The 14,276-nt window shown below is 74.9% G+C and carries 16 protein-coding genes; 4 read left to right on the top strand and 12 right to left on the bottom strand.

The window, feature by feature from the left end; translation table 11 throughout:
• Nucleotides 1-57: 57 nt before the first annotated feature.
• Nucleotides 58-675 (top strand): TOPRIM nucleotidyl transferase/hydrolase domain-containing protein, encoded by a 618-nt coding sequence (locus ACFV46_RS07745; protein ID WP_385497385.1) that lies wholly within the window; start codon nt 58-60, stop codon nt 673-675.
• Between the two features lie 155 nt (nt 676-830).
• Nucleotides 831-2,393 carry an MFS transporter gene (locus ACFV46_RS07740; protein WP_385497425.1) on the top strand — a complete coding sequence of 521 codons (1,563 nt, stop codon included), beginning with the start codon at nt 831-833 and terminating at the stop codon, nt 2,391-2,393.
• A 26-nt stretch (nt 2,394-2,419) separates the two neighbouring features.
• Here ACFV46_RS07740 and ACFV46_RS07735 read toward each other — a convergent pair whose 3' ends face one another.
• Entirely contained in the window at nt 2,420-3,301 is an 882-nt protein-coding gene (locus ACFV46_RS07735; protein WP_385497383.1) for a hypothetical protein, read from the bottom strand.
• 228 nt (nt 3,302-3,529) lie between these two features.
• Between ACFV46_RS07735 and ACFV46_RS07730 the strand changes: the two genes are divergently transcribed.
• Complete coding sequence (locus ACFV46_RS07730; protein ID WP_385497382.1) at nt 3,530-4,534, top strand: alpha/beta fold hydrolase; 1,005 nt, start codon at nt 3,530-3,532, stop codon at nt 4,532-4,534.
• Here ACFV46_RS07730 and ACFV46_RS07725 read toward each other — a convergent pair.
• From ACFV46_RS07725 to ACFV46_RS07710, 4 genes are all read right to left on the bottom strand, one after another.
• A complete protein-coding gene (locus tag ACFV46_RS07725; protein ID WP_283289032.1) occupies nt 4,506-4,898 on the bottom strand; it encodes a VOC family protein in 393 nt (130 codons plus the stop codon). The genes ACFV46_RS07730 and ACFV46_RS07725 overlap by 29 nt on opposite strands.
• On the bottom strand, nt 4,895-5,197 hold the full coding sequence (locus ACFV46_RS07720; RefSeq protein ID WP_361933152.1) for a metalloregulator ArsR/SmtB family transcription factor: 303 nt from the start codon (nt 5,195-5,197) through the stop codon (nt 4,895-4,897). Before ACFV46_RS07720 ends, ACFV46_RS07725 begins: the two co-directional genes overlap by 4 nt.
• A gap of 74 nt (nt 5,198-5,271) precedes the next feature.
• On the bottom strand, nt 5,272-6,939 hold the full coding sequence (locus ACFV46_RS07715) for a serine/threonine-protein kinase (RefSeq protein WP_385497381.1): 1,668 nt from the start codon (nt 6,937-6,939) through the stop codon (nt 5,272-5,274).
• Nucleotides 6,940-6,974: 35 nt separating this feature from the next.
• Nucleotides 6,975-7,889, bottom strand: coding sequence for an NAD(P)-dependent oxidoreductase (locus ACFV46_RS07710; protein ID WP_385497379.1), 915 nt, complete (start codon nt 7,887-7,889; stop codon nt 6,975-6,977).
• A 133-nt stretch (nt 7,890-8,022) separates the two neighbouring features.
• On the opposite strand from ACFV46_RS07710, the gene ACFV46_RS07705 reads away from it, so the two are divergent.
• Entirely contained in the window at nt 8,023-8,622 is a 600-nt protein-coding gene (locus ACFV46_RS07705) for a TetR/AcrR family transcriptional regulator (protein ID WP_385497377.1), read from the top strand.
• 56 nt (nt 8,623-8,678) lie between these two features.
• Here ACFV46_RS07705 and ACFV46_RS07700 read toward each other — a convergent pair whose 3' ends face one another.
• The 7 genes from ACFV46_RS07700 to ACFV46_RS07670 are packed head-to-tail and all read right to left on the bottom strand — an operon-like array spanning nt 8,679 to nt 14,270.
• Nucleotides 8,679-8,969 (bottom strand): hypothetical protein, encoded by a 291-nt coding sequence (locus ACFV46_RS07700; RefSeq protein WP_361933141.1) that lies wholly within the window; start codon nt 8,967-8,969, stop codon nt 8,679-8,681.
• A gap of 56 nt (nt 8,970-9,025) precedes the next feature.
• Nucleotides 9,026-10,015 carry a sugar kinase gene (locus tag ACFV46_RS07695; protein ID WP_385497375.1) on the bottom strand — a complete coding sequence of 330 codons (990 nt, stop codon included), beginning with the start codon at nt 10,013-10,015 and terminating at the stop codon, nt 9,026-9,028.
• Nucleotides 10,012-10,896 carry an SMP-30/gluconolactonase/LRE family protein gene (locus ACFV46_RS07690; protein WP_385497374.1) on the bottom strand — a complete coding sequence of 295 codons (885 nt, stop codon included), beginning with the start codon at nt 10,894-10,896 and terminating at the stop codon, nt 10,012-10,014. The genes ACFV46_RS07695 and ACFV46_RS07690 overlap by 4 nt, the downstream gene beginning before the upstream one ends.
• On the bottom strand, nt 10,893-11,525 hold the full coding sequence (locus tag ACFV46_RS07685) for a bifunctional 4-hydroxy-2-oxoglutarate aldolase/2-dehydro-3-deoxy-phosphogluconate aldolase (protein ID WP_385497372.1): 633 nt from the start codon (nt 11,523-11,525) through the stop codon (nt 10,893-10,895). Before ACFV46_RS07685 ends, ACFV46_RS07690 begins: the two co-directional genes overlap by 4 nt.
• A gap of 12 nt (nt 11,526-11,537) precedes the next feature.
• Nucleotides 11,538-12,365, bottom strand: coding sequence for a hypothetical protein (locus ACFV46_RS07680; RefSeq protein WP_385497371.1), 828 nt, complete (start codon nt 12,363-12,365; stop codon nt 11,538-11,540).
• Between the two features lie 4 nt (nt 12,366-12,369).
• Nucleotides 12,370-13,515 (bottom strand): galactonate dehydratase, encoded by a 1,146-nt coding sequence (gene dgoD / locus ACFV46_RS07675; protein WP_361933128.1) that lies wholly within the window; start codon nt 13,513-13,515, stop codon nt 12,370-12,372.
• Complete coding sequence (locus tag ACFV46_RS07670) at nt 13,512-14,270, bottom strand: FadR/GntR family transcriptional regulator (RefSeq protein WP_385497370.1); 759 nt, start codon at nt 14,268-14,270, stop codon at nt 13,512-13,514. Before ACFV46_RS07670 ends, dgoD begins: the two co-directional genes overlap by 4 nt.
• Nucleotides 14,271-14,276 lie beyond the last annotated feature (6 nt).

The following is a 14,276-nucleotide window of genomic DNA, read 5'->3' as shown; positions in this document are numbered from 1 at the left end:
TGCCGGAGGCGGCGAAAAGCACTGGCGTGGCACGGGGTACCGGCGCAGACTCCTGCCATGGGTGACATGGGGGCGTTCCAGGAGGCCGTGACCGCGTGGGCGGCCGGCGGGGACGGCGGGCGGGCGCGGGAGCTGGCCGCGCGCCTGCCCGTGCGGGTGGCGGTGCTGCTGGAGGGGCCCAGTGACGCGGCCGCGGTCGACGCGCTGGCCGAGCGCCGCGGACGGGATCTGGCGGCGGAGGGCGTCTGCGTCCTGCCGATGGGCGGTGCCATGAGCGTCGGCCGCTTCGCCGAACTGCTCGGGCCGTCCGGTCTGGGGCTCCGCCTGGCCGGGCTGTGCGACGAGCGCGAAAGCCCGTTCTACGCCCGCGGTTGGCAGCGCGCGGGGGTCGCGCGGCCCGAATTCTTCGTCTGCGCGGCGGACCTGGAGGACGAGCTGATCCGCGCTCTGGGGATCGGGCGCGTGGAGGAACTCGTGCGTGCGGAAGGGGACCTGCGCCCCCTGACGACGTTCCTGCGGCAGCCGGCGCAGCGGGACCGCACCGCGCAGCAGCGTCTGCGGCGCTTCTTCGGGACGACGAGCGGACGCAAGATCCACTACGGCCGGGTGCTCGTGGAGGCCCTCGACACCGACCGTGTCCCGGCCCCGCTGGAGAAGCTGCTGGCCGCCGTCTGAGCCGCGCGGCGGGGGCAGTTCGGTGCGCGCGGGCTGCTGATGCGCGGTCGCCCGGTCGGGCGCAGACTGGACGCGTGAGTGGCTCGTACACGGGGCGTGGCGCGTCCACGGCCTCCTCCCAGACGGCACCACGACAGACCGTGGCGCTCGCGGCCATGATGTTCGCGGTCGCGATGACGTTCATCGACCAGACCATCGTGTCGATCGCGGCCCCCGACATCGTCCGGGAACTGGGTCTGTCCTCCTCCGGTATGCAGTGGGTCGTCAACGCCTACCTGCTGGCCCTGGCGGCGTTCTTCGCGCTGGGCGGCCGTCTCGCGGACCTGTACGGCCCGCGCCGGGTGGTCGTCGTCGGCACGCTGGTCTTCGTCGTCTCGTCGGTCCTGTGCGGCTGCGTCCCGAAGGGGGACGCGGCCCAGGGCTGGCTGATCGCGTTCCGGGCCACCCAGGGGTTCGGCGCGGCGCTGCTGTTCCCGGCCGCGCTGGCGGTGGTGGTGGCGGTGTTCCCGCGTGAGCGGCGGGGCCGGGCCCTGGCCCTGTTCTTCGGGATCTCCGGCGCGCTGACCGCCATCGGGCCGCTCCTGGGCGGCTGGCTCACGAGCTGGACCTGGCGGGCGGTGTTCTGGGTCAACGTCCCGGTCGCCGTCGTGGCCCTGGCGCTCGTCGCCGCCGCCCGGATCGCGGACCGCCGGCGGGAGGGCACCCTGGACGTGCCCGGCGCCGTGCTGATCGCGGCCGGCATGGGGCTGTGCGTGCTGGGCTTCCAGCAGGCGTGGTCCTGGGGCTGGGACAGCGCGGCCACCTGGATCTGCATCGTGGGCGGCCTGGTGCTCCTCGGTGTGTTCGTCCGCTATGAACTCGGGGTGCGGAATCCCCTGATCGACCTGCGGGTGTTCCGGGACAAGGCGTTCGGTGTCGACGCCGCGGTGCTGTTCTTCGCGATGCTGGCGTTCGTGCCGCTGTTCTTCTTCGCGTCGGTGTACGCGCAGGTGTCCCTGAGCGCCTCGCCGAACCAGGCGGCGTTGTTCCTGCTGTACTTCTTCGCCGGTTTCGCGATCGCCTCGCAGTGGGGCGGCCGCATCCTCGACAAGCAGGGCGCACGCCCGGCGCTGAAGCTGGGGTGTGTGCTGGGCGCCGTCGGGTTCGCCCTGTGGGCGGGCGAGTTGACCGACCTGTCGATCCACGACCAGTGGCCGTACGCGGCGCTCGCGGGCGCCGGGATCGGCTTCATCCTCGCCCCCGCGTCCACGGACGCCGTGAACCGGGCCATCGGTCCGTCGTACGGCGAGGTCACGGGCATCACGCAGACCATCCGCAACTTCGCGGCCAGCGTGGGCCTGGCGGTGTTCGGAACGATCCTGACCCACGTCACCAACGCGAACGTCCGAAACACCCTGGAGGGACGCGGCTTCTCGCCGAGCGTGTCGGAGGACGTCGCCCGCGGGGTCACCGAGTCCGTCACGGGCAACGGCGACGACGCCGGGCCCACCGGCACGGGACCGGCGGCGGACGCGATCCGGGACGCGATGGGCGCGATCCGCATGGACTTCGCCGAGGCCAACCAGTGGGTCTTCTACGGCATGGCGATCGCCCTCGGTGTCGCCTTCCTGTGCGCCCTGCGTCATCCGGGCGGCCGGGCCGTGACACCCGAGGAGCAGGCGGAGTCGGCGCCCGCGTCGCCGGGTGCGAAGCAGCCGGACCAGTGGGCGGGTTCGTGAACGGGCGCGGCTGACGGGTGCGGGCGTCAGCCGGCGTCCGACAGCTCCTCCACCCGCCGGGCCGCCTTCTGCGCCGCGCGGTCGGCGTCGCGGACGCGGCGCTCGGCCGCCCGCGTCTCCTCGCGGGCCGTACGGTCGTCGGAGCGGGCCTGGGCGAGTTCCGCCTCGGCGTCCTTCAGCTCGTTCGACAGGGTCTCCACCCGGTCCCTCAGCTCGGCGATCCTCTCCTTGACCTCCTCCGCCCGCCGGGCCGCCTCCTCGGCCTCAGCGGCGCGCGCCGCCCGTTCCCGGTCGGCCTCCTCGGCCGCCTCGCGGGCCTCGGCGAGCCGACGGCGGCGCCGCCGGTCCTCGGCGGACTTCTCCGCCTCGGCCGGCGCGGACCGCTGCGCCCGGTCCGGCCCGGCCGCACGGCGGGGCGGGGCCTCGCCGCTGGTGGCGGGGAACGCGGCCGTGGGCGTGAGGGGCCTGGTGAGGCGGCCCGAGGCCCACTGCCGTGCGGCCTCCGGGTCGGCCAGCACCGCCTGGAGGGTGTCCTGGACCTCACGCTGGGCGTCCTGGCCGAGCGGGTGTCCGGCGTCGGCGGCGAGCTGGGCGGCCTGCCGTGTCAGCGCGCCGATCAGCAGGCGCTGCTGGTGCACGAGGTCGCGCAACTGCGCGGGGTCCAGGTCGCGGTGGGCCTGCCGCAGGGCCTCGCCGAGCTCGATGAGGGGTTCGACCTGGTCGTGCCGGGCGCGCACCAGGGCGTTGCCGGCCCAGGCGGACAGGCTGGGGCGGCGCAGCCGGCCGATCTCGTCGGCGAGCGCCCGGTTCCCGGCCGAGCGCGCGGCCGCGGCTCGTTCGTTGCGGGCGGCGGTGAACTGCTCGGGCCGCAGTCCGTACAGCTCGTCGGCCACGGTGTCCAGGTCCACGGGCTCCCTCTCGGCGAACCGGTGCTCACGCGGAGATCTTCCCACGTCACCCGTGGTGCGACAGCTGGGAAAGAGCGCCGCACACCCTCGGCGGGGAGTTTGCCGGACCGGCAAACGCGCTGGCCGCGCCGCCGTCGCGCTCCGCAGGATCGGCGTGACCGCAGGGGCGGATCCGGCGGCCCGCGCGGGGGCCGTTCGGGCGAGGCAGCGACGTCCGCAGGAGGACACATGGCACGGCAGGACGGCTCGGAACGGTTCACCCGTCGCACGATCCCCGGCCCGGCCGGCGCGATCCATCTGGTGGAGCAGGGCACCGGCCCGCTCGTGCTGCTCGTGCACGGCTTCCCGGAGTCCTGGTACTCCTGGCGCCACCAGCTGCCCGCCCTCGCGGCGGCGGGTTACCGGGCGGTCGCGCTCGACGTCCGCGGGTACGGCCGGTCGGCCGGGCCGGCGGCCGTGGAGGCGTACCGGATGCGCGACCTGGTCGAGGACAACGTCGCGGTGGTGCACGCGCTCGGCGAGGAGTCGGCCGTCGTCGTCGGCCACGACTGGGGCGCGGCCGTCGCCGCGAACTCCGGGCTGCTGCGGCCGGACGTCTTCCGGGCGGTGGGACTGCTCTCCGTGCCGTACACGCCGCGCGGGGGACCACGCCCCAGCGACGTCTTCTCCCGCATCGGCGGGGACGAGGAGTTCTACGTCTCGTACTTCCAGGAGCCCGGCCGTGCCGAGGCCGAGATCGAACCCGACGTACGGGGGTGGCTGGCCGGCTTCTACGCGGCGCTGTCCGCCGACACCATGGCCGGGCCCGGCGCCCCCGATCCGCACTTCGTCGGCGCGGGCGGCATGCTGAGGGACCGGTTCCCGCAGGGCCGGCTGCCGGGCTGGCTCGGCGAGGCGGACCTCGACGTGTACGCCGGGGAGTTCGAGCGGACGGGTTTCACCGGCGCGCTCAACCGGTACCGGAACATGGATCGCGACTGGGAGGATCTGGCCGGGTACGACGGGGCGCCGCTGACCCAGCCGTCGCTGTTCGTGGGCGGGTCCCTGGACGCCTCGACGACCTGGCTGGGGGACGCCATCGAGGCGTTCCCGGTCACGTTGCCGGGGCTCGTCTCCTCCCATCTGCTCGACGGCTGCGGTCACTGGGTGCAGCAGGAGCGGCCCGAGGAGACGAACCGCCTCCTCGTGGACTGGCTCGAACTGATCACTCGGGCTGGGTCGCGATCTGGATGAGGTTGCCGCAGGTGTCGTCGAGGACGGCGGTGGTGACGGGGCCCATCTCCGTGGGCTCCTGGGTGAAGCGGACGCCGAGGGCGCGCAGCCGCTCGTACTCGGCCCGGACGTCGTCCACGGCGAACTGGGCGAGCGGGATGCCGTCCTGCACGAGGGCGTCGCGGTAGGTGCGGGCGGCCGGGTGGCCGAGGGGCTCCAGCAGGAGTTCGGTGCCGTCGGGCTCCTCGGGCGAGACGACGGTCAGCCAGCGGTCCTTCTCGCCGATCGGGACGTCGTGCTTCGTCCGGAAGCCGAGGATCTCGGTGTAGAAGTGCTGGGCCGCCGCCTGGTCGTCGACGAAGACGCTGGTCAGACGGATCTTCATGGGGTGTTCTCCTCGGGTGCGGAGGTGTCGGGCAGGGGCCAGCGCTCGGTGATCCGCCGCAGCGGGGCCGTGTCGAGGTCGTGGAACTTGTAGCGGCCCTCCCGCCGGGTCGTGACGAGACCGGCGGCCTCCAGCACGGCGAGGTGCTGGGAGACGCCTTGGCGGGAGATGCCGAGTCCGTGCTTCATGGCGAGGCGACCGCAGATCTCGAACAGTGTCTGTCCGGACCGCTCCGTCAGCTCGTCGAGGATGATCCGGCGGGTCGGGTCGGCCAGGGCTTTGAAGAGGTCGTCGGCCACCCCGCCACCATAGGCAAGCATCCACTTGCCTATCAAGCCGGAGCGCCGCGTTTCCTGTGGCCCGTGCGTCCGGGTCAGTCCTCGGCCGGGTGGACGCCGGTGACCTTGCCGTGGGGGTCGGCCACGAGGTAGCCGGTGCCGTAGTCGTCCGTGAGGTACACGGCCATGCCGGCCGGGGTATCGAAGGTGGTGCTGGGCGACTTGAGGATCACGTACCGCAGAGTCGGCTTGTCGACGTTCAGCTTCTTCTCCGCCTGCTCGAACAGGCCGGGGACCTTCGTCCAGTCGAAGCCGTCGAGGCGGACGGGCCGGTCGCCGCCGATGATCGTGCCGCTGATGATGCCCTTCTCGACGCCGCGCCCCGGCCAGTAGGTGTACGAGTCGTACTTCTTGTCGCTGCCCTCGACCATGAGCTCGGCGGAGGCGTGGTCGGGATAGACGGTGAAGTCGGCGTACCGGTCCCGGCCCGTCGCCTCCTCGAACGCCTTGATGGCCGTACGGATGCCGTCCGGGGTGAGCAGGCCACCCGCGGGGACGGTGTCCGCCGCCTTCGACCGGTCGGCGGCCGGGGTGCGCGCGCCGGACGGGGACGAGGTGTCCGGACCGGGGGCGGACGTGCTGGGCCGGCCGTCGGCGTCGGCCTTGTGGGCGTCGGTGCCGAGGGGCAGCAGCCACCACAGCAGCGCCAGCGCGCCGGTGAGCGAGGCGCCCGTGACGCCGTACAGGACGGCCCGGCCGCGCGTGCTCGCGGTGGCCGGACGCTGGGGCACGGTCATCGCCTGCCCCGGGGGCGGCAGGACGGGCGGCGGCCCGAAGGTGCCGTGGGAGACGGGGGCGGCCGGCGGACCGCTGGGCGGTGCCAGGGGGTAGGACGTGGTGGGCGCGGGACCGGTGCGGCCCGACTCGACGGCGGCCAGCGCCCCGTCCAGCGCGTCGGCGGTGGGCCGTGCGGACGGGTCCCTCACGAGCACGCCCATCAGCACGTCGCCGAGAGCACCCGCCCGGGCCGGCGGCGGCACGTCCTCGTGGAGGACGGCGGCGAGGGTGGCCAGGGTGGTGCCCCGGCGCAGCGGGTGGCGGCCCTCGACGGCGGTGTACAGCATCATCGCCAGCGACCAGAGGTCGGAGGCGGCTCCGCCCTCGTGGCCCGAGACGCGCTCGGGTGCCATGAAGTCGGCCGTGCCGATGAGGGAGCCGGTGACGGTGAGCGTGGTCGTGCCGCGGATCGCGGCGATGCCGAAGTCGGTGAGGACGGGGCGTCCGTCGGGCCGTATCAGGACGTTGGCGGGCTTGACGTCCCGGTGCTCGATGCCGGCGTCGTGCGCGGCGCGCAGCGCGGCCAGCACCCCCCGGCCGACCCGTGCGGCCTCGGGCGGCGTCATCGGGCCGCGTTCCAGCCGGTCGGCGAGTGAGCCGCCGGTGACCAGTTCCATGACGAGCCACGGGTAGGTGCCCTGGCCGCCGTCGACGACGTGGTGGATGGTGACGACGTTCGGGTGGTCGAGCCGGGCCAGGGCCCTGGCCTCGCGCAGCACGCGCTCGCGGAGCATCCGTGCGCCCTCGGGGTCGTACTCGGCGAGGTCCCGGTCGGGCGGGCGCACCTCCTTGACGGCCACCAGCCGGTGCAGCACCAGGTCCCTGGCGCGCCACACCGTGCCCATTCCGCCCCCGCCGAGGCGGGCCTCCAACTCGAAGCGCCCGTCGACCACGTGTCTCGCGGGGCCTCTGCCGTCCTCACTCATGGGCGGGAGCTTAATTGCCCGGCGGGGCGGAACTGTCAGGCGCCGGTGCGGGCTTCGAGGGCGTGCAGGACGGCCACCATGTCCTCGGTGCCGTGCCCTTGGGCGACGGTCTCGCCGAACAGGGCGTGGCAGACGTCGAGAAGCGGTGTGGCCACCTCGGTCCTGCGGGCGGCTTCGGCGATGAGACGGTTGTTCTTCAGGACGTCGGTGGCGGCCGCCTGGACGTCGAAGTCACGGGCGAGCAGCTTGGCGCCCTTGCCGCGTGAGACGGCGCTGGCCATGGGGCCCGCGTCCAGGACGGCGCGCAGCAGGCCCTGGTCGAGTCCATGGCGGCCGGCGAAGTGGAACGCCTCGGTCAGACCGGTGACCAGGGTGATCAGGAACAGGTTGACGGAGAACTTCATCAGCAGGGCGCCGGGGACGTCGCCGCAGTCGAAGGTCTCGTCGCACATCGGTGCCAGCACGGGCCGTACGGCCGCCACGGCGTCGCGCTCCCCGGCCAGCATCGCCACCAGCCGTCCCTGCTCCGCGGGGACCCGGGAGCCGGAGACCGGGGCCTCGACATAGTGTCCGCCCGCGGCCAGGACGGCGTCCCGCAGCCCGGCCGAGTACTCGGCGGAGGTCGTGCCCATGTGGACGACGGTGTGTCCTGCCACGCGGGCCGCGAAGTCGGGGGTGCCGCGCCCGAGGACGGCGTCCACGGCGGCCTCGTCCGCCAGCATGAGGATCACCGTGCCGGCCCGTGCGAAGACGTCGGCGGGGTTCTCGGCGACGTGCGCGCCCGCTTCCCGCAGGGGGTCGCAGCGGCCGGGGGTGCGGTTCCAGACGACGAGGGGCGTCCCGCCGCGGGCCAGGTTGAGCGCCATGGGCCGTCCCATGACCCCGAGGCCGATGAATCCGACGTCCTTACCGGTGAGTTCGAGGTCCTTGCCCGTGTTTCCGACGTTCATGCCGCACCGCCGTTCCGCCGCGTACGGGACCAGCCCGCGCCCGCCTCTATGACAGTCGTCATAGTACGGGATCGTATGACACCGGTCATAGGATGGACCCGGTGAACCGGACCGGGACGGACGGAGGTCGGCGATGACGGTGCCGCCCGAGCGAGGGCCGCGCGAGCGGATGGTGTTCAGCGCCGCCCAGCTCCTGCGGCGCGGCGGGGTGGCCGCCGCCGGCATGCGGGAGGTCGCCGCCCACGCCGAGGCGCCGCGCGGCTCGCTCCAGCACTACTTCCCGGGCGGCAAGGAGCAGTTGGTCAACGAGGCGGTGGGCTGGGCCGGGCGCTACGCCGCACGCCGGGTCGACCGCTTCCTGGCCGCGCTCCCCGAGCCGACGCCCAGCGGGCTGTTCGCGGCGATGGTGCGGCAGTGGACGGAGGAGTACGAGGCCGCCGGCTTCGCGGGCGGCTGCCCGGTCGCCGCCGCCACCGTGGACTGCGCCCAGCACACCGAGTCCACACGGGAGGCGGCCACCGCCGCGTTCGAGGCGTGGACGGGAGCGGTCGCGGACGCGCTGACGCGCATGGGGGTGCCGCGCGGGCGCGCCGGATCGCTCGCCACGCTCATGATCAGCTCACTGGAGGGGGCCATCCTCATGGCCCGGGCCCGGCACGACGTCGGGCCGCTCGCCACGGTGAGCGCGGAACTCGGGCCGCTGCTCGACGCGGCGGTCGACGGGGACGCCTGACACGGGCCGCGGCCTCAGGCCCCGGGTCCTGGGGCCTTCGGCGCGTGGGCGGCCTTTCAGGCCCCGGGTCCGGGGGTCTCCGCCGCGTGGGCGGCCTTGCGGATCTCCTCCTCGACGCTGCTGCGTGACGCTCCCTGGCTCCTGGCGTAGTCGGCCACCGCCGTCTGCAGATCCCTGGCGAGGTCCCGCCAGGCCCGCAGGGCGGTGTTGTACGTCTCGGTCTGGCGTGCGCTCCACCCGCCCACCTGCGTCGGTGGACCGTACTTGCCGCGCAGGTCCTCCACGCGGCTGTGGGCCTGCTCTGCCGCGCGCTGCTTCGCCACGAGCTCTTCGAAGATGGTCGTCACACAAATGGAGCATAGGCGGGTGAATGCCATGATGCGCGGCGAGCCCGCGCGCCGGCTCACACCTGGGGTGTTCCGAGTGCGGCCCACTCCGCGTCCGGGAGCGCCAGCAGCTCCTCGGTCCGCCCCGGGTCCGGCAGGGGACCGTGGTCGCCTGTCACCCGCAGCGCGGACCCGGCGGTCAGGTGCCCCAGCCGCAGGGCGGCTGTCGTCGTCCGCCCTCGCAGGAGCCCCGCCAGGAAGCCGGCCGCGAAGGCGTCCCCGGCGCCGACCGCCTCGACGACCCCGACCCGCGGCGCGGGCACCGTGACGGTGCCGTCGGCCGTGAAGGCGGTCGCGGCGCGCGGGCCGTCCTTGACGACGAGGACGTGCGGGCGCGGGAGCAGGTCCCGCACGTCCCGCGCCGTGAGATCCGCGCCCCACAGCGCCTGGGCCTCGTCCAGGCCGACGAGGACAAGGTCGGCGCGGTCGGCCAGGTCGCGCAGCACGGCCGGGGCGGTGCCGTCCGGCCACAGGGCGGCGCGGTGGTTGACGTCGAAGCTCACGGCGTGCGGGCGCCCGGGCTCCAGCGCCCGCTCCACCAGCCGGCGGCAGGAGGGCGACAGGGCGGGGGTGATCCCGGTCAGGTGCAGCAGCCCGGCCGTGCGGACAGGTGCGCTGTCGAGCACGTCCGGGCCGAGCGCGGACGCCGCCGAGCCGCGCCGGTAGTAGTGCACACGGGTCCCGCCGGGAGCCGGGTCCTTCACCAGCAGGCCGGTGGGGCGGGCCGGGTCGGTGCGCACGTGCGACACGTCGACGCCGGGGGCGGCGACGGCGGCGCGGACACGGCGGCCCAGCGGATCGTCGCCGAGCGCCGACAGCCAGGTGACCGGGACGCCGTGGTCGGCGAGGTACATGGCGACGTTCGACTCGGCTCCCGCCACCGACAGCCGCAGCCGTCCGGCGTCCGCCAGCGGGCCCGCCGGATCGGGGGCGAGGGCCGCCATCGTCTCGCCGACACAGACGACCGGTCCGGGGCCGGGGCGCCACGGGGCGCGCGGGCCCGTCATGCCCGGCCCTCCACGACCGCCGCGTCGAGCCGGCAGGCCGGCGTCGGGGTGCCCGGCACGTCCACGCGGACGGTGAACAGCGCCCCGTCGTCGGGGCCGGGCGCGGACAGGCCGACGCGGGCCGTCGCGATGTGCAGGACATCCCCCGCGAGGCAGACGCCGGCAGGCTGACGCGCGGGCAGCCGCAGCGTCCGGTCGAGCGTGCCGTCGGGCAGGTGGCGGCGCACCGTGCCGGTGCCCCAGACCGCGATCCACACGGCTCCCTCGGCGTCGACGGCCATCCCGTCGGGGCTGCCGTCCTCGACGGTGACGAAGGGGCGCGGGGCGCCGAGGACGCCGGTCGCCGGGTCGACCGGATAGCGGCGGACCACGCCGCGGGCACTGTCCGCGAGGTACATGAGGCTGCCGTCGGGCGTGAACGCGGGCCCGTTGGGCACGGTGATTCCGTCCAGGACCCGGACGACCGTGCCGTCCCGGTCGAGCCGGTACAGCGAGCCGGCGCCGTCGTCGGCGCCGTACGCCATGCTTCCGGCCCAGAACCGGCCGAACGGGTCGGCGACGGCGTCGTTCATGCGCATGGGGACGGCGGCGCCGTCCTCGGGGCGGGCCAGCCAGTGGAGGGAGCCGCCAGGCCGGAGCAGGCAGATCCCGGTGCCGGCGGCCGCGACCCAGGTGCCCTGGTGCCCGGCGAGGGGGGCGACGGCACCCAGGGGGACGGGGAGTTCGGCGAGGGTGCGCAGAGCGGCCGTCTCGTCCTGCGGCGCGGACAGCAGCCGCCCGGCGAGGATGTCGACGAGGACGACCTCCGTACCGGTCCACCGGACACCCTCGCCGAGCTCGAGCCGATCGGGGCGAGCGGCACGCGGTGCTGTCGTGGTCATCGGCCGACCCCCTCGACGGCGGCGCGGAAACGGCGGGCGCGGTCCTTCAAGGCGCTCAAACGCCCGCCCTCGGCGGCGTCGCCGACCAGCGGGGAGCCGACGCCGACCGCGAGCGCGCCGGCCGCCAGGCAGGCCCGCGCGGCGTCCTCGTCGATGCCGCCGACGGGCACCAACGGGGCGTCGGGGAACGGACCCCGCAGGGCCTTGAGGTACTCCACTCCCCCGGCCTGGGCGAGCGGGAACAGCTTCAGCGCGGCCACGCCGAGGGCGCGGGCGGCGATGACCTCGGTCGGGGTCAGCACCCCGGCGAGGACGGGCAGGCCCAGGTCCTGTGCGGCGGTGACGCCCTCGCCCAGTCCGGGGGTGACGGCGAAGTCGGCGCCGGCTGCGTGCGCGGCCCGGGCGTCCTCGGCGGTGAGGACGGTTCCGGCGCCGAGGGGACGGCCGGGGCCGAGGGCGGAGCGGGCGCGTTCGATGACGGTGGGCGCGTCCTTGCCGGACAGCGACACCTCGATCAGCTCGACGCCCTCCTCGGCGAGGGTCAGGACGGTGCGCAGCGCGGCGTCGGGGTCGTCGCCCCGCACGATCGCGACCAGGCGGTGGGTGGCCAGCGCGGCGGTCAGGTCCACGGACGGTGCTCCTTACGGTGCGGGGGTGTCGGGGCAGCGGCAGGCCCCGGTGAGGGTGAGCCGCCAGCGGACCTCTCCGGAGGCCGGGACGCGCGCGGCGTCGCCGGGTCCGGCGTCGGCGAGGTCGAAGACGCGGCCGAGCATGGGTTCGACGCCGGTGCTGCGGTAGGGGCCGGTGCCGGGGAAGCCGCCGAGGTTGCGCCACAGGGCGATCGACACAGGTTGTCCCTCCGCCTCCAAGGCGAAGTGGAGCCGGTCGGCGCCGTCGTGCACACAGCACGAGGCGGTGGCGACGACGGCGCCGACCGCGGTCCCGTCCTCGGGTCCGAGCCGGTCCAGGGGCACCCCGTGCGGGGCGGGCCACGGCCCGGCGATCCAGGGCGCGCCGGCCGGCCAGGCGCCGTCCACGAGTGGGGCGGCCTCCGGGAAGAGGCGCGTGTCCGCGTCGCCGCGCATCCGCAGTGCGGCGTGCTCGGAGAGGTCCAGCAGGGCGTGCGCCGCCCACACGAACCGGAAGCCGGCGGGCGCGGTGAGCCGGTAGTCGACGTGGAGGCGGTCGCCGTCGGTCCGGGCGGTGCGGGCGAGCGCGAAGGACGTGGCCCGGACGTGCTCGGTGCCGTCGTCGTCGCGGGTCCAGGGCCGGGCCCAGACGTCCCCGTGGTCGGGCAGGCCCCGGACCGTGGGGACGCACTCCTCCAGGCCGCCCGCGTCGACGAACGCGTCCCCGGGGGCGGCCGTGTCCCGTCCGGGTGCCGGGCGGTGCCAGAGCCATTCGCGGGTGGGTGAGCGCAGGGACGTCCAACGGCCGCCGTGGGCGGGGTCGGTGGTGAGGGTCAGCACGCGCTCACCACTCGGCGAAGGAGTCGTCCGCGTGCCGCCACACGGGGTTGCGCCAGGCGTGTCCGGACCGGTCGGCCGCCCGTACGGCCGCCTCGTCGAGGGTGATGCCGAGACCGGGGGCGTCGTTGCGGGGCGCGTGCCCGTCGACGAAGCGGAACGGCGTGGGGTCGGCGAGGTAGGACAGCAGGTCGGCGTCCTTGTTGTAGTGGATGCCCCGGCTCTGCTCCTGGATCAGGAAGTTGGGCGTGGCGAAGGCGACTTGGAGGCTGGCGGCGAGGGCGATCGGGCCGAGCGGGCAGTGCGGGGCGAGCTGGGCGCCGTAGGTGTCGGCGAGGGAGGCGATGCGGTGCACCTCGGTGATGCCGCCCGCGTGGGACAGGTCGGGCTGCGCGACGGCGACACCGGCGGTGAGGGCGGGCAGGAACTCGGCGCGGGAGTAGAGCCGTTCGCCGGTCGCGAGGGGTACGGGGCTCGCCTCGACCAGGCCGGGCAGCAGACGGCCGTGCTCGGGGAGGACGGGTTCCTCCACGAACAGCGGGTGCAGCGGGGCGAGTTCGGCGAGGACGCGGCGGGCGCTGGCGGCGGTGAAGCGGCCGTGGAAGTCGACGGCGACGTCCCGGCCGGGGCCGAGGACCTCGCGGGCGGCGGCGACCCGGCCGACGACGGCGGCGGTCTCGGCGGCGGTGGCGATCGGCGAGGTGACGCCGGCGCCGTTCATCTTCACGGCGGTGAAGCCGGCCTCGACCTGGGCGGCTATCTGCTCGCGGAGTTCGGCGGGTTCGTCGCCGCCGACCCAGGCGTACACCCGGACCCGTTCGCGTACGGGCCCGCCGAGCAGAGCGTGCACGGGCGCGCCGTAGGTCTTGCCCGCGATGTCCCACAGGGCCTGGTCGAGTCCGGCGACGGCGCTGGAGAGGACGGGGCCGCCCCGGTAGAAGCCGCCCTTGGTGAGCACCTGCCAGTGGTCCTGGATGCGCAGTGGGTCCTGGCCGACGAGGTATTCGGCGAGCACGTCCACGGCGGCGCGGACGACCTCGGCGCGTCCCTCGACGACGGGTTCGCCCCAGCCGACCACTCCGTCGTCGGTCTCCACCCGGCAGAACAGCCAGCGCGGCGGGACCTGGAAGGTTTCTATCCGCGTGATCTTCACTTGCCCCCGGTGCCTTTCGTGTCGTCGTCGCCCGCGGCCTCGCCGGGCCCGTCGAGCCGGTCCAGGTCGCGGCCGGCCTGGACGAGCAGGGCGCGCATCGCGGTCTCGGCGGCCGCCGGGTCCCGTTCGCGCACGGCGTCGAGGACGGCGCGGTGGGCGGGGACGGGGTCCTCGCTGTGCGGGTGGCTGTGCACGATGCGGTCCCGGTGGGCGAGGCCCGGCTCGATGACCATCTCCATGCGTTCGAGCAGTTCGTTGTGGGTGGCCGCGAGCAGCGCCCGGTGGAAGGCGAGGTCGGCCTCGACGGCGTGGCCGGGTCCGGCGCCGTCCTCGCCCATGGCGTCGAGGGCCGCCTCCAGGGCGTGCAGGTCGGCGTCGGTGCGGCGCTCGGCGGCGAGGCGCACGGCGGCCGGTTCGACGATGACGCGGACCTCGGCGAGGTCGCGCAGCAGGGTCCGGTCGGCGTCGGTGGCCTCGCCGGCGCCCTCGAACTGCCAGCGCAGCACGTCGGCGTCGAGGAGGTTCCAGTCGGAGCGGGCCCGCACGAAGGTGCCGCGTTTCTGCCGGGCGTCGACCATGCCCTTGGCGGCGAGCACCTTCAGGGACTCGCGCAGGGCGGTGAGACTGACGTCCAACTCGCTCTGCAGCGCCACCAGGTCGAGCGTGGCACCCTCGGGGATCCGGCCGCCGAGGATACGGCGGGCGAGGGCCTCCACGGTCTGGCCGTGCACGCCGCGGCGGGCGTAGGGCGTCATGTGGTC

The sequence above is a fragment of the Streptomyces sp. NPDC059852 genome (genome assembly GCF_042731455.1).
GTDB lineage: Bacteria > Actinomycetota > Actinomycetes > Streptomycetales > Streptomycetaceae > Streptomyces.
This window is presented reverse-complemented; position numbering and strand designations above follow the sequence as displayed.